The sequence below is a fragment of the Streptomyces sp. NPDC104371 genome (assembly GCF_055583785.1).
Genome location: NZ_JBVJNF010000011.1, coordinates 1 through 22,777 on the forward strand (window position 1 = coordinate 1; position 22,777 = coordinate 22,777).

At 69.3% G+C, this 22,777-nt stretch carries 19 protein-coding genes and 4 pseudogenes; 11 read left to right on the forward strand and 12 right to left on the reverse strand.

All coding sequences use genetic code 11. From position 1 onward, the window contains the following. Positions 1-727, forward strand: a pseudogene (locus tag ACZ60T_RS27940) (RNA-guided endonuclease TnpB family protein); the annotation flags it as partial. Positions 728-1,372: 645 nt separating this feature from the next. Next, positions 1,373-2,230, forward strand: coding sequence for an ankyrin repeat domain-containing protein (locus ACZ60T_RS27945; protein ID WP_469668623.1), 858 nt, complete (start codon positions 1,373-1,375; stop codon positions 2,228-2,230). Positions 2,231-2,254: 24 nt separating this feature from the next. Here ACZ60T_RS27945 and ACZ60T_RS27950 read toward each other — a convergent pair. Both ACZ60T_RS27950 and ACZ60T_RS27955 read right to left on the reverse strand, forming a co-directional pair. After that, positions 2,255-2,386 (reverse strand): annotated as a pseudogene (locus ACZ60T_RS27950) (IS5/IS1182 family transposase); the annotation flags it as partial. A gap of 151 nt (positions 2,387-2,537) precedes the next feature. Next, positions 2,538-3,461, reverse strand: a complete 924-nt coding sequence (locus ACZ60T_RS27955) for an SDR family oxidoreductase (protein WP_469668372.1) — start codon at positions 3,459-3,461, stop codon at positions 2,538-2,540. Between the two features lie 64 nt (positions 3,462-3,525). Here ACZ60T_RS27955 and ACZ60T_RS27960 point away from each other — a divergent pair, with 64 nt between their 5' ends. Next, positions 3,526-4,122, forward strand: a complete 597-nt coding sequence (locus ACZ60T_RS27960; RefSeq protein ID WP_365625863.1) for a TetR/AcrR family transcriptional regulator — start codon at positions 3,526-3,528, stop codon at positions 4,120-4,122. 136 nt (positions 4,123-4,258) lie between these two features. On the opposite strand, the gene ACZ60T_RS27965 is transcribed toward ACZ60T_RS27960, so the two are convergent. From ACZ60T_RS27965 to ACZ60T_RS27975, 3 genes are all read right to left on the reverse strand, one after another. Then, on the reverse strand, positions 4,259-5,584 hold the full coding sequence (locus tag ACZ60T_RS27965; RefSeq protein WP_469668374.1) for a lanthionine synthetase C family protein: 1,326 nt from the start codon (positions 5,582-5,584) through the stop codon (positions 4,259-4,261). A gap of 1 nt (position 5,585) precedes the next feature. Next, positions 5,586-8,657: a lantibiotic dehydratase gene (locus ACZ60T_RS27970; protein WP_469668376.1), complete on the reverse strand. Its 3,072-nt coding sequence runs from the start codon at positions 8,655-8,657 to the stop codon at positions 5,586-5,588. Between the two features lie 83 nt (positions 8,658-8,740). Then, positions 8,741-8,944: a hypothetical protein gene (locus ACZ60T_RS27975; protein WP_469668378.1), complete on the reverse strand. Its 204-nt coding sequence runs from the start codon at positions 8,942-8,944 to the stop codon at positions 8,741-8,743. Positions 8,945-9,270: 326 nt separating this feature from the next. Between ACZ60T_RS27975 and ACZ60T_RS27980 the strand changes: the two genes are divergently transcribed. Beyond that, entirely contained in the window at positions 9,271-10,260 is a 990-nt protein-coding gene (locus ACZ60T_RS27980; protein ID WP_469668379.1) for a hypothetical protein, read from the forward strand. Between the two features lie 174 nt (positions 10,261-10,434). On the opposite strand, the gene ACZ60T_RS27985 is transcribed toward ACZ60T_RS27980, so the two are convergent. The 5 genes and pseudogenes from ACZ60T_RS27985 to ACZ60T_RS28005 all read right to left on the reverse strand — a co-directional run bounded on the left by ACZ60T_RS27985 (position 10,435) and on the right by ACZ60T_RS28005 (position 13,845). Beyond that, entirely contained in the window at positions 10,435-11,103 is a 669-nt protein-coding gene (locus tag ACZ60T_RS27985; protein ID WP_469668381.1) for a hypothetical protein, read from the reverse strand. Between the two features lie 129 nt (positions 11,104-11,232). Beyond that, positions 11,233-11,670, reverse strand: a complete 438-nt coding sequence (locus tag ACZ60T_RS27990) for an HflX-like GTP-binding protein (protein WP_469668383.1) — start codon at positions 11,668-11,670, stop codon at positions 11,233-11,235. 196 nt (positions 11,671-11,866) lie between these two features. Beyond that, positions 11,867-12,319: a hypothetical protein gene (locus ACZ60T_RS27995; RefSeq protein ID WP_469668385.1), complete on the reverse strand. Its 453-nt coding sequence runs from the start codon at positions 12,317-12,319 to the stop codon at positions 11,867-11,869. Positions 12,320-12,651: 332 nt separating this feature from the next. Then, a pseudogene (locus ACZ60T_RS28000) lies at positions 12,652-12,843 on the reverse strand (calcium-binding protein); the annotation flags it as partial. 9 nt (positions 12,844-12,852) lie between these two features. Next, the gene (locus ACZ60T_RS28005; protein ID WP_469668386.1) at positions 12,853-13,845 is read right to left on the reverse strand and encodes a GlxA family transcriptional regulator; all 993 of its coding nucleotides are present in this window, start codon (positions 13,843-13,845) and stop codon (positions 12,853-12,855) included. 52 nt (positions 13,846-13,897) lie between these two features. Between ACZ60T_RS28005 and ACZ60T_RS28010 the strand changes: the two genes are divergently transcribed. Then, positions 13,898-14,293, forward strand: a complete 396-nt coding sequence (locus ACZ60T_RS28010; protein WP_469668388.1) for a cupin domain-containing protein — start codon at positions 13,898-13,900, stop codon at positions 14,291-14,293. Positions 14,294-14,773: 480 nt separating this feature from the next. Here ACZ60T_RS28010 and ACZ60T_RS28015 read toward each other — a convergent pair whose 3' ends face one another. Beyond that, positions 14,774-15,421 carry a TetR/AcrR family transcriptional regulator gene (locus ACZ60T_RS28015; RefSeq protein ID WP_469668390.1) on the reverse strand — a complete coding sequence of 216 codons (648 nt, stop codon included), beginning with the start codon at positions 15,419-15,421 and terminating at the stop codon, positions 14,774-14,776. 153 nt (positions 15,422-15,574) lie between these two features. Between ACZ60T_RS28015 and abc-f the strand changes: the two genes are divergently transcribed. The 6 genes and pseudogenes from abc-f to ACZ60T_RS28045 all read left to right on the forward strand — a co-directional run. Next, complete coding sequence (gene abc-f / locus ACZ60T_RS28020) at positions 15,575-17,194, forward strand: ribosomal protection-like ABC-F family protein (protein ID WP_469668392.1); 1,620 nt, start codon at positions 15,575-15,577, stop codon at positions 17,192-17,194. A gap of 104 nt (positions 17,195-17,298) precedes the next feature. Next, positions 17,299-17,991, forward strand: coding sequence for a CatB-related O-acetyltransferase (locus ACZ60T_RS28025; RefSeq protein ID WP_469668394.1), 693 nt, complete (start codon positions 17,299-17,301; stop codon positions 17,989-17,991). Between the two features lie 518 nt (positions 17,992-18,509). Next, positions 18,510-18,668, forward strand: a complete 159-nt coding sequence (locus ACZ60T_RS28030; protein WP_469668396.1) for a hypothetical protein — start codon at positions 18,510-18,512, stop codon at positions 18,666-18,668. Between the two features lie 7 nt (positions 18,669-18,675). After that, on the forward strand, positions 18,676-20,733 hold the full coding sequence (locus ACZ60T_RS28035) for a penicillin acylase family protein (RefSeq protein WP_469668397.1): 2,058 nt from the start codon (positions 18,676-18,678) through the stop codon (positions 20,731-20,733). After that, on the forward strand, positions 20,723-21,346 hold the full coding sequence (locus ACZ60T_RS28040; RefSeq protein ID WP_469668398.1) for a GNAT family N-acetyltransferase: 624 nt from the start codon (positions 20,723-20,725) through the stop codon (positions 21,344-21,346). Before ACZ60T_RS28035 ends, ACZ60T_RS28040 begins: the two co-directional genes overlap by 11 nt. Positions 21,347-21,486: 140 nt before the next feature. Further along, a pseudogene (locus ACZ60T_RS28045) lies at positions 21,487-21,834 on the forward strand (IS30 family transposase); the annotation flags it as partial. Between the two features lie 238 nt (positions 21,835-22,072). Here the strand turns inward: ACZ60T_RS28045 and ACZ60T_RS28050 are convergent. Continuing rightward, positions 22,073-22,672, reverse strand: a complete 600-nt coding sequence (locus ACZ60T_RS28050; protein ID WP_365625913.1) for a hypothetical protein — start codon at positions 22,670-22,672, stop codon at positions 22,073-22,075. Positions 22,673-22,777 lie beyond the last annotated feature (105 nt).

The window sequence follows — 22,777 nt, forward strand, 5'->3', positions numbered from 1 at the left end:
ACACCGAGCCCGACATCCTCCCCGAGGCGGAGACCGACGCCGGTATCGACCTCGGCCTGTCCGCCTTCGCCGTCCTGTCCGATGGCCGGAAGATCGACAGCCCGCGCTTCCTGCGCCGGGCGGAGAAGAAGCTCAGGCGCCTTCAGCGGGAGCTGTCCCGCAAGGCCAAGGGATCGAAGAACCGGGCCAAGGCCCGCATCAAGGTCGCACGCCAGCACGCCAGCACGCCAGGGTGGCGGACCGGCGCCGGGACTGGCACCACAAGGTATCCACACAGATCATCCGCGACAACCAAGCGGTGTATGTGGAAGACCTCGCGGTGTCCGGCCTCGCCCGCACCCGGCTCGCCAAGTCCGTCCACGACGCGGGATGGTCCGCGTTCGTCGGCATGCTGGAGTACAAGGCGGCTCTGCACGGCCGCACCTTCGCCAAGGTGGACCGTGCCTTCCCGTCCTCGCAGCTCTGCTCGGCCTGCGGATTCCGGGACGGCCCCAAACCCCTGCACGTCCGGGAGTGGACGTGCCGTGAGTGCGGGACCGTACACGACCGCGACCACAACGCAGCCCGCAACGTCCTCTTCGAGGGACGCCGAATCGTCGCCGCCGGACGGGTGGAGACGCTAAACGCCTGTGGAGCGCCGGTAAGACGGGCACACGTGCCCGCACAGCGCGGTGAAGCAGGAAGCCCCCGGAAGGGTCAGACGACCCAGGCCGGAATCCCTGGACTTCAGGCCAGGGAGCACGTCAAATGCCGCCGTGTCAGTGCTGGCTGCCACACTGCCGGCATGGACTATGACGAGCTGTTGAAGTGTCTTGCCGATGCCGAGTCAGGAATCCTGCGGCCAGAGCTGACGTCCGGGCGGTTCCTAGTCGTGGCTTACCTTCCCGGGGGTGGTTCCGGTACGGCGGAGCTCGCGGAAATTCTCGGCGAGGCGGCTGAGAGCGCCGACAGGGCGAACGCGGCTGCCGGTGACGAAGAGTGCTGTTCTTTCGGCGTCGTCGGGATCGCCGCGTCCTTCTACGAGGCGCTGGACGTGCTCGGTGAAGACCTCGGCTGCGACGAAGAGACGCTGGCCCGGTTCGACGAGGAGCTCTACCTGGAGGAGTACTGGGACGGCGAGGACGACGAGGACTTCGAGGATGACGAAGGCGGGATGGACGGGCAGGACGGCGAGGACGACCATGCGGACGCACACCGCGGCAGCGAGGAAGCGGCTGTCCTGGCACGCATACGCTCTCCGCGGCGCCGCGCTGTCGCGCACATGCTGATCGGTTCCTACGGCCCGATGGACGTCGTGTGGGAGGACTTCGGGGAGGAGGAGAACGTCTACCTGGGTCACGTGGCGGCGCATCTGCCTGGGGCGAGGTTCGTGATGCTGGCCGAGGCCGCCCCGCCGAACCAGGACGTGGCTTTCGCCATTCTCGAACTTCAGCCTCTTGGCACGCCGGAGGTGGGCGACCGTGCCCTGCTGCTGGCCGCCGCCGCGGGAGATCCCACGGCACTGAGTGCCGCGATCAGCGACGGTGCGGACGTCAACGCCATCGATGAACATGGCGCGACACCCCTGCACCACGCCGTGGCGGCGTGTGACGTCGAGGCCGTCCACGCGCTGCTGGCGGCGGGTGCCGATCCGCGTGCCCAACTGGCGTTCGGAAACGCGCCACAGTTCGCGGCGGCCGATCGCAGCGGTCGGCCGCGCCCAGACTCCCGGCGGGTCCAAGGCGAGAAGCACTGGGCCGTCCTGTGGTCCCTGCTCGACGCGGGCGCGGACATCAACGCCGTCAACATCTCGGGCAAGACGCTGCTGGACCTGGCCATCAGCTCGCAACCGTACCCGGAGCGGGAAGTGCGGCGGCTTGTGGAGCGGGGAGCAGTCAGCCGGGAACTCGGAGACGTGAGCGTGGACTCACTCGTCAGGCGCCTCCCGTACGGCTACGAGGAGGACTTACACGTGCTGAAGAACCAGGTCCGCTTCCTGCTCGACATCAAAGCGCCGTACGGCCATCCTCTGGACGCCCTGCTCGCCGGGACCGGCTACAACGAGCGCGAGGTATCCGGTGACTACCTCGCGGAACTCGTCGACGTCATGGTGAACCGGGGAGTGGAGGACGGGCCGGGCACTTACGACAGGACGGCGCGGGAGAGCGCCCAGCTCTGGGTCGATCGAGGTCTGACCCACTACCAGCCGGTGGTGGACCGGCTCGCCACCATGGCGGACGACATCGGTTGAGGCAGCAGTCGCCCGCCCGGACGGGTGTGTTGTCAGGCTGCGCACGGTGATGACGATGTCGGCGAGGTCGAAGAAGGCGTCGATCACGGTGGCGCGGCGTTCGTAGCAGCGGGCGAGGTGGTGGAAGGGGTTCTGCCAGGCGTGGGCGCGGCTCAGCGCGCGGAAGACGACGGTGCGTCAAAGTCGCTGTCCGCCTGGCAGATCCCCGAGGAGCAGAAGGCATCACTGGTTGATGTCGGGATTCCCCTCGTTGATCGGTTGATCGAGTACATACCGTTCCAGGCGGAGGGGGCCCCGCACTCCGTGGCTACAAGTCCTCTGAACCCTGCGAGCCTTCTGAACCTTCTGAGTCCTGCGGGCTCTGTGTGAACGCGGTGGCGTGATCGGTGGCCCACTGATGGAACGTTCGCGGCGCCGTTCCGAGGAGGTCCGCCACCGTAGTGGTGATGTATGCGGGTTGTCCGGCCGCTGCGCTCCACGCGTCGAGGAGCATGTCGATGACCGGGCCGGGCGCCGTGCCCTTCGACAGGTTCCGGAACTCGTCCGGTGTCATCTCCTCGAAGGGGATCCGCTGCCCCAGAGCGTCACCGATGAGGCTCACCTGTGCGGCCTGGGTCAGTGATTCGGGGCCTGTGAGGACGTAGTCACCTCCGGCGTGTGTGTCCTGACGGAGTGTCTGTGCGGCGACGGCTGCGACGTCGCGGTCGTCGACGGGTGCGGTCTCGGTGGCGCCGTAGGGCCATCGGACGGTCCGGCCGGCGCGGATCGCGGGGGCCCACCAGGCCAGTGAGTTCGATGCGAGCATGCCCGGCCGGATGATCGTCGATCGGAGTGCGGTGGCCGCGATGAGCCGTTCGATGTCGGCGTGCAGGGCCGCCATGGGGTTGGGCTGCTGGAAGAGGGGGTGCGGTGTCCGGTGCGGGGAGGAGAGGAAGACGACCCGCGGCACGTGGGCCGCCAGCCGCTCGATGGCTGCTGCGGCTGTCCGCGGCGGGGCGGTCCAGACGAGGAAGACCGCACCGGCGCCGTTCAGTGCCGGGTCGAGGGACTCGGGCACGGTGAGGTCACCGGTGAAGACCTCGGCCTTCGTCGGCAGTGTCGCCGCTGCTTCGGCGCGATGGGTGAGGGCGCGGACCGGTACGCCCGCGTCGAGGAGTTGGTCGATGACGAGGCGGCCGATGCGGCCCGTTGCCCCGGTGACGAGTACGGGGGGAGTGTCTGTCTGGTTCACGCGGCCCAATAAAAACGTTACTCGGTTAAAAATGCAACTCGGTTACGAATGTTACTGTGGTCGGATGAGCGAGCCGACGGGACTGCGGGCCCGGAAGAAGGAGCAGACACGCGACGCCATCGGCGACGCGGCCGTCTCACTGTTCCTGGAACACGGCTTCGACAGCGTCTCCGTCAACGACATCGCCGCGGCGGCCGGGATCTCCAAACCGACCCTGTTCCGGTACTTCCCCACCAAGGAAGACCTGGTCCTGCACCGGTTCGCCGACCACCAGGGCGAGGCGGCACGCGTCGTACGCGACCGCAGACCCGGCACCAAGCCGGTGACCGCGCTGCACCAGCACTTCCGGGCCGGCCTCGACCGGTACGACCCCGTCACCGGTCTCAACGACCACCCTGAGGTAGTGGCGTTCCACCGCCTGGTGTTCACCACACCGAGCCTGGCGGGACGCCTCACCCAGTACCAGCTCCAGGACGAGGAAGCACTGGCCGACGCCCTCGGCGAAGGTATCCAGGCACGCCTGCGGGCCGCCCAGGTACTCGCGGTCCAACGGGTGCTCGCGCGGGCCAACTGGCAGAAGATCGCCGACGGCCGAACCGCCCACGACGTCCACCCCGAGGCCGTGGCCGACGCCGACCAGGCATTCAGCCAACTCCGCTGACAGGCAACACACTCCAGCAGGAACCGAACATCACCGATCACCGTGAAGCCGGACTCGAGCCGCCACGGCACCGCGCCATGAGAGACCGGGGCTCGCCGGATGGCCCCTCACCTCACGCGGCCCACGCGCACCCGCTTCAAGACACCAGCAACGGTATGTCCCAGCCCCCGTACACCGTGCCGTCCGCATAGGCGCGCAGCGCCAGTGCCGTTCCGCCGGCGCCCTGCAAGAAGCCCGGCAGGTCGCACCCCTGCGGTGTGTCCGTCAGCGTGGAACGGAAGCCGAACCGGGACGTGGGACGGAACTGGGCCAGGGTCATGGCCGCCAGGTCGTCACGAACGGCCTGTATGCGCGGGTCCTCGATGTGCTCACCCAGCCGCCCGATGAGGTGCAGCAGCCCGCCCCAGCCGTGGCACAGCCCCGGATCGTCGCAGTGCCATGTGTCCACAGGCACCGACAACAGCGGCAGCAGCGAACGGCTCACCAGGGCATGCCAGTCAGGGCGCTCCAGCGCCACCGCCGCCAGTTGCACGGCGCGGGACATCCCCGGGGCGCCGTAGCACCAGGACGGCCGCAGGTGAGGACGGAGGCTGCCGGGTCCCGCGGCCCAGTCGTCGAGGGAGACGGCGTGCGGCCAGCGGACCCCGCCGTCCTCGTCCTCGTACGCCCACTGCCGCAGCAGCGCCATCAGCGCCTCGATCGCCTCGCGCTGCGCGTCGACGACCACACCGGCGCGCCAGGCGAGGGAGAGCAGGGCGAGAGGTCCGGCGATACCGTGCGACAGGCCGAAGTTGAGGTTGCCGTCGGGCATCTCCACCTCCTGCCCGATCCTGGGCGCGGCCATCGACCACCAGCGGGGGACCTTGTGCCCGCGGTGGTCGATCTCGCCGAGGCTCAGCTCGACGAGACAGGACACGACCAGCCGCAGCTCCGCCTCGCAACTCTCCTTGCGGGCCAGCAAGTAGCGGCCGATACCGGTCATGCCGCGGACCACTTCGAACACCCCGTTGGAAGCGACCGGAGAGTCCGTGACCCGCGGTAGTGCGGCGCGCACCACCTGCCGCTGATGAGCGTCCAGCCGCTCCAGCGCTCCGCGGTAGCCATCGGTGGCCCGGTGGGCGATGAGGACCGCGAAGGCCGCCGAGCCGGGGCCGGTGAAGGAGCCGCCCAGCTCGTCGGGGTGTCCGGTGAGCGCGGCGAGCGCCTCGGCGAGATAGCGGTGCGCCTGCTGCGGCCGGTCCGATCCGTTGAAGACCACCGCCATGCCGGGGTGGCCGCTGGCGAGCGACAGCGGCTCCCACAGCGGCTCGTCCTCGCCGATCGACGAACTCTCCTCCGGGATCCGGCTGTCCGCGGCCGTCGCGGCGGGGTCCGCGAGCCGGGAGAGCACCTCGTCGGCGACGGCGCGGGCGGCCTCGGCGTGGCGGGGCCCGGCCGGGTGGAGTTGCTCGGGGCGGTTCAACTCAGGCCTCCTTCACGTCGCGGGCGGCAGCGGCCTGCCGGCGCAGATGGTCGCGGGCGAAGCCGCCCAGGACGGCGTAGCCGCGGTGCTCGTGTGCACGGTCGATGCCCAGGAGCCGGTTGTGCTGCATGTGCAGCAGCGCGGGAACCGAGCGCTCGCCGACGGGACTCAGCCGCCCGTGCGGCAGGAGGAGTTTGCCGTACGCGGCGCCGGGCGCGGACTTCCACAGGTCCGCGAGCGGGGCGAAGGAGAACCGCTCGGCGAAGACGGCCGCTGCCCGGCCGGGCACGACGATGTCCCGCACCAGCGAGCGGTGCTGCCGGTAGGAATCGCGCCCCGGCGGGAAGCCCCGGGCCACCCAGTCGCACCAGTCCCAGTCGCCCAACGACTCCAGCAGCATGGCGTGGTTGAGGGCCGCCAGCACCTCCGTGGGCAGGTCCAGCGCCCCGCGGGCGCGCAGACCCAACTGGACGAGGGCGGACTGACTGTCGGTGCAGAACAGTTCCTCGGCGAGGGCGATGGCGTCCGGACCGCCGTAGCGGTCGACTTCGGGGGCGTAGGTGTCCAGCGTCATGTGGCGCAGCACACCGCGGTCGATCAACTTCCGTACGTACGCGGACAGTTGCGGTAGCACCGTGCCGTGCAGTGCTGCGGGCGCGCCGTGCAGGCGCAGCCGTAGGTGCGGGTCCGGGTCGCGGTAACGCATGAAGAACCAGCGGTCCAACTGCGGGGCCAGTGGCCGCAGGAGAGAGGGAAGGCTGTCGCGCAGCAGCTCGTCCAGGGTCTCCTCGGCGGCGTACAACTTCGCGAACAGCCAGTCCTCTCCCGGCAGTCGGTAGATGTCGGCCGGAGTCGTGGAGCGCTGTACGGACGCGGGGCGCGCGGGGGCCGGGCGCGTGGAGGCGGGCGGGCGGTTGCGGCGCGTCAGCGGGATCACCACCTCGGTGCTGCGGCCCTGGGCCCAGCCCAACGCCCGCTCGTCGGCCGCCAGATCCTCGAAGAGCAGCGGTCTGCTGCGGCGCAACTCCTGGCGCAGCAGCTCACGATGCCAGGCGGCGGCCAGATCGAGGCCGTAGGTGCGGTCCCAGTGCACGACCAGCAGCCGGTCCGGCACCCGGTACCGGCTGCGCCACTCGTCCAGTACCCGCTCCCACTCGGCGGGGTCCTGGGCGGCCCGGCGCAGCGTGGTGTTCGGCAGCCACCGCATGGGCTGGACGACCACCTTGCCGAACGTGACGCGCGGCAGCAGCGGGAGGCTCTCCAAGCCCTGCCACTCCCAGCCGGTCCAGGCGCGGGAACGCCCGAAGACGCAGTCGACGAGGAAGCGGGCCACCTCGGGGGCCTCGCGTTGGAGGGCGACCATGTGCGGTACGACGGGCAGCACCCTGCGGCCACTGGCGGGGTCCGTGAGATGCAGGCCGGACGCGTCGATGCCGACCAGCAGCCGACGCCAGTCGAGGTGCCCCTCGGCGGCCGGGTCCGTGTAGGTGCCGATGGGCAACTGATGGGGCAGCAGCGCCGGTACCTGCGTCATGTTCAGGGCCCGTACGGTGCGCGGGCGGAAGCTCACCTGCGCCGCGATGGTGTGCTCGTCGGCGAGGCCGCCGACGAGCCGGGCCAGTTCGCCCTCGATGCCGAGCTGCTCGGCGAACCTGCCCGCGGTCGCGCCGGCCACCCAGGACCCGAGGTGCCGCGAGGTGAGCAGGCGGAAGTCACCTCGGTCCACGGCGGCGGGGCTCTCGGCCAGCAGTTGCAGGCACAGCTCCAGCGACCGCGGCGGCTCGGCGGGAACCTCCCGTGCCGCGGGGGAGAGCCGGTCGATCAGCTCGGGCGTCAGCCGCACCTCGCGCTCGTCACCCAGCAGCGCCTCCTGCACCAGCTCCGCGGTCAGCATCCGGCGTTCCCGGGCCTCCTCGTCGCTGCTCAGCACGGTCGGGTGGGACGGCCCTTCGGGAGAGCGGTCGGTGTAGATCCCGGGGAAGCCGAGGCCGCGGTGCGGGTCGGTCAACTCGGCCAGCGGGACGGCCGCGTCCGTTCCGTACCGCTCGATGAACTGCGTACAGTACTCGCGCATATGGCTGCCGACGGTCCACTCCTGCGACAGCTCCCACATCGCGCACGCGTAACGCCTGGCCTCCTCCGCGACCCCCGCCGCCAGTTGCACATCGGCATCCACGTGCAGGTCGACCTGCACCGCGGGCCGCTCCGACTGCCCCTTCGGGTCGGCCGCGCTCAGCAGCGCACGCCAGGCCGGGATGCCCTCACCGGGCGCCGCCGACGCGTACGTGTCCATGGCCGCGCGCATCGCGCGCAGTTGCGCCACGGCGCCGGTGACGGGTTCGACAGCGGCCTCGACATGGTCCAGCAGCGCGGCGTCGATGCGGGGCGAGGAGAGGGAGTTGAGCAGGAAGCCATGGGTGAGGAGTTGCGCCAGGACCTTGTCGACACGCTCCTCGTCCACCGTGGGAAACACGTCGGCGGCCTGCTTCAGCAGCCACTCGTACGACACCGGGCGCACCGCCGCGTCGGCGGCCCAGGAGGTCAGCGCGTTCGACCGGACGGAGATCTCGCCGTCGGGCCCTTGCAGCAGCAGCCGCTCGCCCCGGGTACGGCACAGGCCGTTCCACACCACGTACACCCGTCGGCGGACCTCGGCGGATGTCAGCCAGCCGCGTACCCGTTCGTCCAGCCAGGCGGCGTCGATCCGTACGGCCTTGTGCCCGACGCCGCGGATGTCGACCATGGTGCGGGGGCCGAGTCGCGCGGTGGTGACCCCGGCGAACAGACCGAACGGTGTCGGCCGCGCACTCATACGCAGGGCGTAGCGGGTGACCGACCGGGCCATGCCGGCGATTCTCTTGGCTCCCAGGTCCTCTCCCGCCTCCAGCCGGTCGAGGTGCCGCGGGAGACTGCCGGAGGCCAGCTCGATCGCCTCGCGCAGCAGCGGATCGGCGATGGTACGGCGGATGTCGGCCGGTCCGGGGCCGCCGCAGTCGCGTATCGACGGGGGGCGGGCGACGGCCGCCATCCGGACGAGAAGCGGACCGGCCAGGTCGTAGTAGTCGTCCCGCATGCGCTCTTGCCTCTCCCTCGGTGCGGCCGTAGACACAACGCAGGGGACAGGGCGCGTGGCCCTGCCCCCTTACCGGTCCCTGATCAGCAGCAACACACCTGGCAGCGCGACTGGACGCCATACGTGCTGGGTGAGGTCGAACCACAACTGACCCCCGACAGCTGTTCGCCGTTGGGAAGGCCGCCGAAGGCGGCGTCCGGGCTGATCCCGGCGACCTGAACGTCGAGATCCAGGTCCGCCGGGTCGATCGCGACGCCGGTGTCGTCGAGCAGAACCAAGTTGCTCATCGTGTGTCTCCCTACAGTGCTGGACGGTTGTCTGCGCAAGCTCTGACAGCGAGTTCCGTGTACCTGCTCTGGAGTTCGGTGGCACCAGCCACCAGGACAGCGGCCGGGAATGGCGCGCACGCACCCTTCCCGGCCGTTGCCCTGGACGGCGAACCACTCATGCTCAAGTAACTTCGTGAACACGTCAAGATGGGGGCAGGTCACGCGCCTGTGCGAGACGCGGGAGGATGACGAGAACCCTCAAGGGGAAGCGCCCCCTCCAGTGTTCGTGGCAGGGCCCTTCGTTTGGATCAGCCCTGATCCGTCCTCCCGGATAGGGTGACCGGGTGACGCAACCGCTCCCGCCCCTGACCACCGAGGCGGCGGCACTGTCCGTCGCCGGAGCCGGGCTCCACCGGTACGAGATGGGGCCGGCTCTGATCGGGGCGGGGGCGGACGCGACTGTCGTCATCGTCGAGTCCGAGGGCCAGTGCCCAGATCGTGAAGTCGGTATGGTCGTCCCGGAGGAAGTAGTGGGCCTCGCCGCAGGCGCTGGCTTCGACTCCGCTGCATTGGAGCTCGAACAGCCGCTGACCCGCGAGATGCTGGACGCGGTCCGACCCGTCTCGGCACCTGGGCCGGTGCCGGGGGTGGACTGGGTCGACCACGTGGAGACGGACCCGATCCGGGCCCTCGAGTCCTTCGTCCTCGGCTGGTTTCCCACCGAGGAGGCCGAGCCGGCCGGGGGAGAGAGCATGGCGGCCGAACCGAAGGGCCTGCCGCAGGCGTTGGCCGCCTTCCACCGCTTGGCCCGCCTCCGCCCGGCCATCCACAGGTTCTGCAACCCGGTGCTGAAACAGCCCCGGCACGCTTCCGGGCCACTGGGCGATCGACTGGTCTTCGCCGTGGACCGCGAGGGGACCCGGGACTGGTCCATACTGTGGCCGCCGCAGGAACGGGACGACGTCGATCCCCGTGTATGGCTCACCGAAGACCCCGGCTTGGCGGACCCCGAGACGATCTCCGAGGAGGAACCGCTCAGCCGGTTCCTCCTCCAGTACACCCTCTACGAAGCCATGAACGCCGCCCTCTACCACGCGTCGACCTTCTGCATGCCGACCGCGCGCCTCGCCCCGTTGTGGAGCATGCTGCGCCCCGTACCCCTGAGCCCGTTCCTGCCGACCTACACCGCCGAGAAGTTCTTCGTCGCCCCCGGACTGCTCACGACGATCAGCAGCGACGAGAACGAGGCCGTCGTGTCCTTCGCCGCGCTCCACCGTGCCTCCTTGACGCCACTGCTCGACCACGGGTTCCGCTGGTTTCGCTTCGACGGCTGAAACGATGAACTGCGGGCTGTCCGTGGCCTGGCCCGGGTCGGCCCGAACACCAGCAGGCTGCACCTGCCGTCGGCGGCACGATGGACCTTGCCGGTCTGCCCGCCCCGGAAGCGTCCGAGGAGGGCGGCCTCCAACCGGAGTTCGCGCTGGCGCAATCGCCCTCGACGGCATGGCTCAGTAATCGCAGGTGTAGAACGTGCAGAGGTCGACCTTCACGACCCCGGGGAGCCTGGCGATCTCCTTCCTGAGTCTGTCCTGGCTCTGCCCTTCCGGGAAGTCTTCGGGCATGTCAACGTGAAGGATGAGTTGCCCGGTGTCGCCCACCCCGAACACCTCGATTCTGGTGGCTCCGAAGTCGCGCAGATGTTCCTTGCGCTCGTTGAACTCCCCCTCGTTGAACCGGTTGGTGGATTCCAGCGTCGCGTCGAAGTACGGAGGCGGTTCGTTCTCCGCATCCGACGGGAGAACGATCAACGGGAAGGCTGCCACAGCCGCAAGGGGTGTGGCCACCACAAGCCATCGGCCCGGACGGTTGCCGGGGTCCACGAAGGCCGCGCCCAGCAGCAACAGGGCTGCCGGAATGAACAGGAACATGCCGATGACGGCACCGATCAATGCCCAGGTCAGCATGCCTGCCCCGATGACGAGGCAAGCTCGGGCGCATGCCTTCGGTTGCTCTCGCATCAACAGCGGCATGGCGGCCGCTACCGCGCTCACGATGAAGAGCCAAGCCAAGAAAGGGGCGAACAAGAGACCTAAGGTCGCCGCGCCCCCTGCCACCACGGCCCCCGCTACGACCAAGGACCGCTGCCGAGCGGAGATGCCCTGACGTTCTTCCATCACGCCCCCACGTTCGCGAAATTGAACGCGTTCAACATACTGTAGGGGCAGTGAGACGAGGGACTGGCAAACCGTCAGCCTCTGGGACGTGTTCCCGAGCTGTGCGGCCGAGTTGGGGGTGACCGTGAGTGGTCAGTCGACAGCGAGAACGTCGGACAGACTTACGGCAGGGCGGCCAAGCATGGCCGTCAGCGCGCGCTGCTGGCGCTCGGTCAAGGAAGCAACGAAGATCACCATGTCAGCGTTGGCCTGGTCGCAGGCCTGGGCTACTTCGCGCACCTTCCCATAGCTCAGCAGAGTCCGCGAGGAGTAGGGCAGACCCATCTTCAGGACCCCGCCGTCCGAGACACCTCGGCGCTGCACAATCTGCACAACGCCCCGAGCGCCGCGCGCTGCCAGCTCTGCGGCTGCCGACGCCATGAGTGTTTCGAAGTCCTTCTGCTTCGCGGAGAAGTAGCCGACCAGGACGACATCAGCGCCGACGGCCGTGAGCCGAGACGCCTGGCGTCGGGCCGACTTCGGCGGCACACGGTGAGCCAGGCGCCGGTCGCGCCTTCGGGACTGGTGCATGGACCACAGGCTAGATACATGGCTACCGGCAGCGATACCGCGTTTCTCACTGACCGAGGTTGGCGACCAAGATCAGAGCCACTCGTCAGTGACGGCGATGGCGACGGTAGCCTTCCGGCCTTGCACGGGGATCAGCCGTACGGGAACACGGCCCTGAGGCCCGTCCAGACGGCCGGAAGGATCCCTGCCGGGGCGCTCAGGTCATCCGCTTCGGATCCCGGATGCTCATGCCGAACAGCACATTCGGCTGATCGTACTTGAAGGTGTAGCCAGCTACGAGAGCGGCGGCGATGAACTCGCCATTGGTGACGTACCTGCCGGTTACCCGTTCCATCACGTGTTTCACGGTGTAGCTGCTGGCGGTGGGCGTCTCGATCCGCGTGACGCTCTCGCGCAACCATGCGGTCGTTTCCATCACCGCGGCCACATGTGCGGCCAACTCCTCGCGACCGGCGGCGAGTTCGTCCCGGCGCTGCTCAGCCGTCTTGCGCCGAGGATCGAAGACGCCGATACCGAAGGAGTTGAGCTGCGGATGCTGCTGCATCACCCCGGCCAAGGCGAAGATCTGTCGGTGGGCCACCAGATACGTGACTCCGGTGGCTTCCTGGAGGGCGCGAATCTCAGCCTTGCGGCGACGGTCCATGGTCATCGTGTGCTCCATCTCGCGGGACGTCCCACGTCCACCCCGCCGCGGATACTCGGATGACCTGGCGGAACACTGCTGCGCGATTCGAGGAACCTTGTCTTCGCCGCCGCGGTGGACGTGGGCCACCGTGACTCGGAGCTGGCAGGCGCGATCTGCCACGCACAGCATACGCCCCCAACCCAGCCCGTCCCTCCAACGGCTCAGTTTTACAAGCCCGTTGGCTGGATCTCGACGCTGACCAATCGCGTCCGGCTCGGCGTTCGCGTACACCGCCTTGCGCCAGTGCGCCGGCACCAGTCTGTCGTCGAACTTGCCCGGCGGCAGCGGCTTCTCACCGGGGTGGTGGAGGTGCCTGCGAAGGAGTAGCGGAAGTAGCCGTCCGCCGTGGGCCTTCGTCGTCTTCAGCTTGCCCTTGCTGTCCGTCGTGACGGTCCTGAGGGTCTTGTAGGTGCTGGTGCCCTTCTTCTTGAACTGGAGCGACCGGCTGCTTGGTTGTAGCCCGCGTACTTGTAGGTCTCCCAAGAGGATGCCCGCCGTCAATTCGCCTCCGGCCCGAACCGGCGCCTGTATGCCGACGGTGTGATGCCGGTCTCGCGGCGCATCAGCGTGCGCAGATTGGCGGCGGTGCCGAGCCCGCTGCGTCGCGCGACCACCTCGAACCGGGACTCACCTCGCTCGATCAACCGGCACGCCAGAGCGAGCCGTTCCCCCGTGAGCCATGTCAACGGCGTCGTGCCCAGTTGCGCCTGGAAGCGGCGATGCAGCGTCGCCGGACTGACCGCCGCACGTGCCGCGAGGTCAGACACCGTGAGCGGTGAGTCCAACCGTTCCTGGGCCCAGGCCAGGACAGGCGCCAGGGACTCGTCCGGCAGGTCGGGCATGGGCCGCTCCACGAACTGCCGCTGCCCACCGTCCCGGTGCGCCGCGAAGACCAGCCGTCGGCTCACCGAGTTGGCGACTTCCGCACCGTGGTCGCGGCGAACCACATGCAACCCGAGATCGAGCGCAGCCGCACTTCCTGCCGCGGTGAGGATGTCACCGTCGTCCACGAACAGCACGTCCGCTTCGAGCCGGACAGAGGGGAAGCGTGCCCGGAAGGAAGCAGCCCACTGCCAGTGCGCGGTGGCCCGGCGCCCGTCGAGGACTCCGGCCTCGGCCAGTGTGAAGGCGCCGCTGCAGAAGCCGACCAGGCGCGCACCGCGGGCGTGTGCCCGGCGGACGGCATCGAGCACGGCGGGACGGCGAGGTACTTCAGGGTCCGGGCGGTTGGGGACGATCAAGGTGTCCGCCGTGTCGGCCGCGTCCAGGCCGGCGACTCCCGTGAGCGTGAAGAATCCGTCTCGCATCAGGGTGCGGGGCTCGGGGGAACACAGCCTGAAGTCGTAGAGATCACGGCCGATCTCCGGCCTGCGCAGTCCGAAGATCTCGGTCGCGCAGCCGAGTTCGAAGGGGTTCGAGTTCTCGTCCACGATCACGACGACCCGGTGTACGCCCGCCGCGTGAGCCGTGTGCGAGGATTCTTTCGGCATATGCAATTCCTAGCACTCGCGGCGGCTGTGCGAAACGGTTCAGGATGGGCCCATGAGCAGCGACCCCATCTCCCTCAGCAAGGCTCTGGCCTCCTTCGATGCCCTCTGGAGCCCCCGCATCGTCACGCGCGTCAACGACTATGACGTCCGCATCGCCAAGGTCGAGGGCGAACACATCTGGCACGTCCACGACGACACTGATGAGTTCTTCCTGGTACTCGACGGCGAACTGCACATCTCGTTGCGCGAGCCCGACGGAGAACGCACGGTCCTGCTCCCGCAGGGGTCGGTCTTCACCGTCCCCCGAGGCACAGAGCACAAGCCGTACGCCCCGTCCGGCGCCGCAATCCTCTTGTTCGAACCCACCGGGACACCGACCGTGGGCGATCGCCACGACGAGATCCCGGAGCACGTCGACGCAACGACCGGACACGCACTCACCACCTGACCCGCCAGGCTTCGGACACACCACTACTCATGTGCCCGGCGAGAGCGGCGAGGGACTCGGTCCTCGGTGGTGTCCGGATCGCACAGAGGACGCATTTCGCCAGGCGGGTAGGGGAGTTGGAAGCAGTACCGGCTGAGCATGTTGATGTGGTGACGTACGAACGGGCAGAGGTGATCTGGGGGCGAGGGCGCAGACAGGGTGCGCGTCGGACCATGGGCTGCTGGGTAATGTCAGCCCATGGCTTCGCTTGCCTGCCTCCAGTGCGCCAAGCAGAGTGGGCCGGCCGATGCGCTGCACGATGGGCCGCGTACACCGGCCGCAGGGACCGCCAGGGTCCTGGCCATGACCACGGGGGGGGGGGACCCTCAACGGGCACGCGGCAGCGGACGACTGGGCCTCGGCAGAGGAGCGGTTGGCCGGGATACTCGCCTCCTGGGCGGGCTTCAACCTCCGGGCGGCACGGGACTGGTGGAGTCTTGCTCAGGCACCGCGTGCTGACGGAGGCTCGGTGAAGGCGCCGGCGGCTGCGGCGAGGGCGGCGGTTCTGGCTGCTTGGCCGGGTATGCGCGGGTCGGGGGTCGTGCGGAGGAGCACCAGTTGGTGGTACAGCGGCGCGGTGGCGGCGATGAGCAGTCGCCGGGCGTCGGTGTCCGGTGGTAGTTCGCCGCGCCGGACAGCCCGGCTGACGATGATCTCGCAGCGTGCGTACCGGTCCTCCCAGAGCCGCTGTTGGGCCTGGGCGGCCTTATCGGAGCGGAACGAGGCGGCGATCAGTGCTGTCATGATCGGCGGCTGTGTGGTCAGGGCTTCGTGGATCTCCTGGTTCAGTGCTGTCAGGTCGCTCTCCAGTGAGCCGGTGTCCGGTGGCTGCCAGTCGTCGTCGGACGCTGCGTCGAGGACGTCCGCGAGCAGGCCGCCGACATCTCCCCAGCGCCGGTACACCGTGGTGCGGTGCACCCCGGCGCGGGCCGCGACGGCGTCGGTGGCGAGCCCGTCATAGCCGTGTTCGCCGAGCTCGGCGACGACTGCGTCGAGCACCTGCTGACGGATACGGGCGGTGCGGCCACCGGGTCGGCGGCGGGTCGGTGGCGGACGGGTGCCTTCCGGTCCTGGGTCTGCGGGAGCCACGGAATTCCTTTGCTCGGGGTGTCGTCGATATGGCACGCTGCTTAAAGCAACGATTGTCGCACTAGTGGAGTGATCGATGGTTCTCCCAAGTGTTCGCCTGGCCGCGCGACCTTCGACGGCCGCCTCGTCTCGAACTCGCTTGGGAGCTCCTGTATGCCTACACAGATCACTGCGCTCGCCGTCAGCAAGTCCTTCGACGGCAGACTCGTTCTCGACTCGGTGACCTGCTCGCTCGCCGTGGGCGAGCGCACCGGCATCATCGGTGAGAACGGATCGGGCAAGACCACCTTGCTGCGCCTGCTCGCCGGGCGGGAACGGCCCGATCAGGGCGAGGTCGTCGTCCAGGCCACCGGCGGGGTCGGCTATCTCGCCCAGGACGAGCAACTGCCGTCGCAGGCCACGGTCCAGCAGGTCATCGACCGGGGGCTGAGCGATCTGCGTGCGGTCGAGCAGCGCATGCGCCGCCTGGAGACCGCCATGGCCGACGGTGACGAAGCGGGCATGGCCGAGTACGGCGAACTGATGACGGTCTTCGAACTGCGCGGCGGCTATGACGCCGACGCCCGAGTGGAACGCGCTCTGCACGGACTGGGCCTGGGACTGGTGGGCCGTGACCGTACGGTGGGCAGCCTGTCCGGTGGGGAACGGGTCAGGTTACGACTGGCGGCCTGCCTGGCGGCGGCGCCCGAAGTGCTGCTGCTGGACGAGCCGACCAACCACCTCGACGACAGCGCCCTGAGCTGGCTGGAAGAACACCTGCGCGCCCGGCGGGGCACCACCGTGGCGGTCTCCCATGACCGGGTCTTCCTCGAACGCATTGCCACCAGCCTGTTGGAAGTGGACGCCGATACGTGTCGCGTCGTGCGGTACGGCAACGGCTACACCGGTTACCTCGCCGAGAAGGCGGCGGCCCGGCAGCGCTGGGCCCAGGCGTACGACCAGTGGCGGGCCGACATCGACCGGCTCCGCGAGGCCGCCGCGACCACCGCCCGCCAGGTGGCCCCGGGCCGTCCGATGAAGGACGGCAACAAGTTGGCCTACGACCGGGCGGGCGGACGCGTGCAGCAATCGCTGGCCAGCAGGGTGCGCAACGCCGAGGAACGGCTGCGCCGCCTCCTTGCCGACCCGGTCCCGCCCCCGCCGGAGCCGCTGCGCTTCACCCCCGTACTGCGGACCCACCGCCTGCAAGACGTCGTACTCGACGCCGCCGACATCGCCGTCACGGACCGGCTCGCCCCCACCAGCCTGTCCGTCACGGCGGGCGAGCGCCTGCTGATCACAGGGCCGAACGGAGCGGGCAAGAGCACCCTGCTGCGTGTCCTGGCCGGGGACGTCACTCCCGACAGCGGAAGCGTCACCCGCCGCGGCAGGATCGGGTACCTCCCGCAAGAACCGCGACCCGGGGAACCGGCCGAGACCGTGCTGGCCGCCTTCGCCCGTGGCCGGGCAGGAGAGGCCGACGGACACGCCGAACACCTGCTGTCCCTCGGCCTGTTCGACCGCGAGCAGCTCACGGTGCCGGTCGGACGGCTGTCCACCGGGCAGTTGCAGCGTCTGGCCCTGGCGCGACTGCTCAGTGCGCCATGGGACATCCTGTTGCTCGACGAACCCACCAACCATCTCTCGCCCGCCCTCGGTGAGGAGTTGGAGACCGCTCTGACCGGGTACGACGGCACGCTCGTCATCGTCAGCCATGACCGCCGGCTGCGTCGGCGCTGGCAGGGCGCCCAACTGGCCTTGCAGGCGACCGAGACGTCCGCCGCCACGTGCTGAGGTCCAGTCCACCGGACCCACAGACATCCCGAAGACATCCCGAAGACACCCGGAATCACCCGCAGAGATCCCGTAGACATCCCGCAGGAAGGACGAAGTTCGTGATGCCGCCTGTTCCCGCCGATCCGACCGTGGTGCACCCGATGCCAGAACAGCCGCGGGTGGTGCTGCTGAAACCGCTGATCACCTCGCCTCTGATCGACGTCGGAGACTTCTCCTACTACGACGACCCCGATGACCCGACCGCCTTCGAGACCCGCAACGTGCTGTACCACTACGGGCCGGAGAGGCTGGTCATCGGGAAGTTCTGCGCGCTGGGCGAGGGCGTGCGGTTCATCATGAACGGCGCCAACCACCGCATGGACGGCCCCTCCACATTCCCCTTCCCGATCATGGGCGGTTCCTGGTCCGAGCACTTCGACCTCATCACCGGCCTGACCGGACGAGGCGACACCGTGGTGGGCCATGACGTCTGGTTCGGCTACCGGTCCATGGTGATGCCCGGCGTCCGCATCGGCCACGGAGCGATCATCGCTTCCGGCTCCGTCGTCGTCGACGACGTCCCCGACTACGGCATCGTCGGCGGCAACCCCGCCCGGCTCATCCGCCGCCGCTACAGCGACGCCGACATCAACCGCCTTCTCGCCCTGGCCTGGTGGGACTGGCCGCTCCAGCACATCACCGAACACATCCGCACGATCATGTCCGGCAGCATCGACGACCTGGAGAACGCGGCGCCCAGGCACGTCGAGAAGGCACCTCAGGACCCAACGCCCCTCAGCGACACGGGCTGTTGAACGAACCCGGTCCAGGACTCCCCGCGCGCTGACCCGCCCTTCTGTCCACGATTCACGATCCCAGCACCGGGAATCGAGCTGTCAGCATGCCTGCTCCGCCCCACCACAACCCGTACGCCGACTGGCTCCGTACGCACGCCGTCCCCTTGGACCACCTCGATCCCGAGGCACCACTCGACGATCTGGAACCGTTGCGCGCAGCGCTGCGGATTCACCGTCCTGGGGACGGTACCCGTGGGATGGCCACCTCACAGGACTCCCCATGGGGCAGCACCTGCACCGCGCGCTCGGTGACGACTCCTTCGCCCTCGGCCTGGCAAGCACCACCGGACACACCGACGGCGTGTGGTCAAGATGGACCGTCCAGACGTCGACCTCGTGCCCCTGGCCGACTGCGGCACCTTGAAACTTAGGTTAACCTAACCTAAGTTCTTGTTCGGGGGCAGAGTCTCCCGCTGTCGCCGTCGCCGGAGCATCGCCCATGTCCGTCATCACGCTGCTGCTCCTGGACGGGCAGGGTGCCGACCGCCGGGCACCCGGGCAACAACGTCATCACAGTCGACCCGGTCGGGCAGATGTTCCGCTGGCCCCGCCGGGTCATCGACGACCCGGAGATCGAACCCCCGATGGCGACCGCCGCCCGCTGCCCACCGCCGACACCACCACCGCCGAGGTGAACCGACCATGACCGCCGAGGTCTTCCGTGACGACTGGGGCATCCCCCACCTACGGGCCGCCGACCCACTCGCACTCGTCCACGCCCAGGGCCGCAACGCCGCCACCGACCGGGCCTGGCAACTGGAGGTCGAACGCCACCGCGCCCAGGGCACCTCCGCCGCGTTCCTCGGGCCAGATGCCCTCGAATGGGACCGCTTCGCCCGCCGGGCACGGCTGGCCGACACCGCACGCCGCTGCTTCGACTGCCTCGACCCGCAGACCGCCACCTGGGTCCGCCGCTACGTCGCCGGAGTCAACGACGGACTGCGCGAAACCGCACACCGGGCACCTGAGTTCGCCGCGACCGGCCTGGCCCCGGACCGGTGGGAGAGCTGGACCCCGCTGGCGGTCTGGCTCTCTCACCACATCCTGTTCGCCGGCTTCCCGAGCAAGCTGTGGCGCGAACGCGTCGCCGAACTGCTGGGCGAGCAGGCCGTCCATCTCTTCGCCACCGACGGCTACGCCGCATCCGGCAGCAACGGCTGGCTGGTGGCCCCCGAACACACCGCGACCGGCGCGGCCCTGCTCGCAGGCGACCCGCACCGCTTCATCGAGGACCCTGGGATCTACCAGCAGATCCACCTCGCCTGCCCCGACTTCGACGTGGTCGGACTGGCCGTCCCGGGGGTACCCGGCATCGCACACTTCGGCCACACCGGCACCGTCGCCTGGGCCATCACCAACGCCATGGCCGACTACCAGGACCTCTACCGCGAACAGTTGCGCCGTACCCCCACCGGCGTGGAGGCGCTCGGTCCCGACGGCTGGCAGCTCGCCCACACGCACACCGAGACCATAGAGGTGGCAGGCGGCCCGGACGAGACCGTCGAAGTGGTGGAGACCGACCGCGGCCCCATCGTGATCGGCACCCCCGACAGCCCCCGACCGGCAGTCAGCCTGCGCTACCCGCCCCGCGTGCGCGGAGATCTCGGCTTCGAGGCTCTGCCCGCCCTGCTGCGCGCTCGTACGGTGGCGGACGTGGACCATGCCCTGGACGACTGGGTGGAACCGGTCAACGTCGTATTGGCCGCGGACACCTCCGGCGGCCTGCTGCACCGGGTGGCCGGCGCCGTACCGATCCGCGACCCGCTCAACCTGGTCCGTCCCGTCCCCGCGTGGGAACTCGGTCACCAGTGGCAGGGCTGGCGGCAGTCACTTCCCCGCGCCGACGTCGAGGGCTTCGCCGTGATGGCCAACGAGCGCGGCCTCGCCGAGCCGCTCGGCGTCGAGTTCGCCGCCCCGCACCGGGCCGAACGGATCACCGCACTGCTCGCCAGGTCCACCGCCTGGACCGTCGAGGCGACTGCGGCCGTGCACACCGACAGCTACCTGGCCTCCGCCGGGCGCCTGCTCGACGAACTGGCCGGACTCGATGGGCTCAGCCCCGCGGCGCAGACGCTGCGCCGTCAACTCCAGGACTGGGACCGGCGGATGGCCGCCGACTCGGCGCACGCCGCCCGATTCGCCGAACTGCGCTCGGCCGTGGTCCGCGGGATCGCCGCCGCACCGGACCTGGCAGCCCTGGCCGAGCCCACCGGCCTTCCGGCCCTCTTCGCGCCGTGGCTCTCGGCCACCGCCCGCATCGGCTACGCGCTGGAGTACCTGCTCGACACCGAGCTGCTGCCCGGACACGACCGGGCCGCCCTGCTGCGCGCCGCCGCCGAAGAGGTGGCGGCCTCCGGTCCTACCGGGCAGACCTGGGGCGAGCGTCACCGCCTGGCCCCATGGGCGGCCCTGCCCGCCGACGCCTCGGAGCCCGGACCGAGCCTGTCCGGCGACCACGACTGCGTGTTGGCCACCTCCAGTGTGCCGGGCGTCACCGACCTGAGCGCCCGCGCCTCCGCGGCCCGCTACGTCTGGGACCTGGCGGACCGAGACAACAGCCGCTGGATCGTGCCGTTCGGAGCCGACGGCCGTCCCGGACACCCCCACCACCGTGACCAGCTACCGCGGTGGCTCCATGGCGAACTGGCCCCCGTGGTCACTGACTGGACCCGACTGACCAAGGAGCAGAGTGACAACTGACGAGCGCACCACCAGCGAGCCCGCCGCCCGCCACGGCGGTACCGACGGCACGTACGAACAAGACGTCCCGGGGTTCGGCACCGTCCGGATCCGGGTGCTGGATCCCGCAGGCGACGCCGACGTGGTGCATCGCTGGGTCACTGAGGAACGGGCACGTTTCTGGGGCATGACCGGCCACACGCGCCAGCAGGTCCAGGACATCTACGGCTTCGTGGACTCCCTCACCACTCACCACGCCTACCTGGCCTTTCACGACGACCTGCCCGCCGCGCTCTTCCAGACCTACCAGCCCGAGCACGACCCGCTCGGCGAGCACTACGACGTGCAGGACGGCGACCTCGGCATCCACCTGCTGATCGCTCCCAGCCCGGCCGGTCGGCGGCACGGCTACACCGGGGCCCTGATCGGAGCGTTCCTCTCCTTCGTTCTGACCGACCCGAGCGTGCGCCGGATCGTCGCCGAGCCCGACATCCGCAACGACAAGTCGATAGCCCGGCTCCTGCGCAGCGGCTTCGAGCCCGGCCCACAGGTCGACCTGGACCACAAGCGTGCCCAACTGGTCTTCCTGACACGGGACAGCGCCGAGAAGACCCTCAAGTCCGCCCCCGCATAACGGAGGTTCTTGCCCCGCGGCCTGTGCTAAGCCTGATCACGAGCTGACCGCCCGCAACTCGGGGCGTCCGGCGCTGCGTTGGCGGTCCAAGGAGAGACGCCCCGCTTCCTACGGGGAAATGCGGGTGCAAGGCCTGCCGCGACCCCATGGTGATGATCAGCGAGCGTCCCGCCGAAGCCGAGGACCGGGCAGTGCCCGGCCACGGGGAAGGCGACCTGGTCATCGGCAAGAACGGCGCCTCCTCCATCGGAACCCTCGTCGAACGCTCCACCCGCTACGTGCTGCTGGTGCACCTGCCGAACGGACGGGCTACCGAAGTGGTCCGCGAGGCCTTGGCGGAAACCGTTCAGACACTGCCTGCACGCCTGAAACGGTCGCTGACCTGGGATCAGGACAGCGAGATGGGCCGCCACCGCGAGTTCACCATCGCGACCGATGTCCCGGCCTACTTCTGCGATCCGGCCAGCCCCTGGCAACGCGGATCCAATTTGCGCGGCACATCATCCGACGCCGCGTGCTCATCACCGGTCTGGTCGGCCTGTTTCTCCTGTTCAACCTGGTAAAGGACAGCTTCCCGCTGGCCTACGGGCTCCCAGCTCCGATCGGAGCCGTGCTGACTATGACCAGCATGGGTCGCTACCGCACCCCGGCCGAAGAGCCAGCGGACAAAGGTGCTTCACTTCCCGCCGACACCGACGGGAAGTGAAGAATCCCCCGCCGGGGGACTCAGCTGCACAAGGCCCGTGCCTGCACCTTTGCGCCGAATTGCCTGGCGTACCAGCCCTTGCCGTCCGCGATGGGAGCGTTGGCCGTCACATCGTCCTGGGATTCGCCGAGGTTGTTCCTGCGCCAGGTCTGCGCGACGAAGCCGCCGCCGATCACGTTGGTTCCGGCCGGACAGCGTGCGTCCGAGTCGGAGTGCTCGCCACTGGTCGGACCTACGGCGACCCGCGGCGCCTCAGCGTCAGGCACGCACACCGCGCGTGCCTGGATCTTGCCGGTCAACAGGTTCGCGAACCAGCCTTTGCCGTCCATCGTCGGGGCGTTCATGCGGACGGCGTCGTAGGGCTCTCCGCCGTAGGATTCGCTGAAGGTGATCGAGTTGTAGCCACCGTTGAGGACCTTCATGCCGCTTGGGCAGTAGGCCACCGAAATCTGACCGGAATCGCTGGTGGGTCCGACGACGGTCTGTGCCCGCGAGACAGGTGCCTTGGCCGCGGCCTGTGCTGGTGCCGTGGTCAGGTTCCCGGCCAGGGCGGCGCCGGTACCGAAGAGAACGGCAGCGGTGGCGCACGCCGTCAAGCGTTGCTTCGTGGTGTGGAACACGTGCCCTCCAATTACCCTTTGTGTAGGGCTGGTTGTGCACAGTGATTATGGGGCGGTGGAGGCGCGGCCATGCCTGCATCGACGGTTCGGCTGTGCCAAACCGCC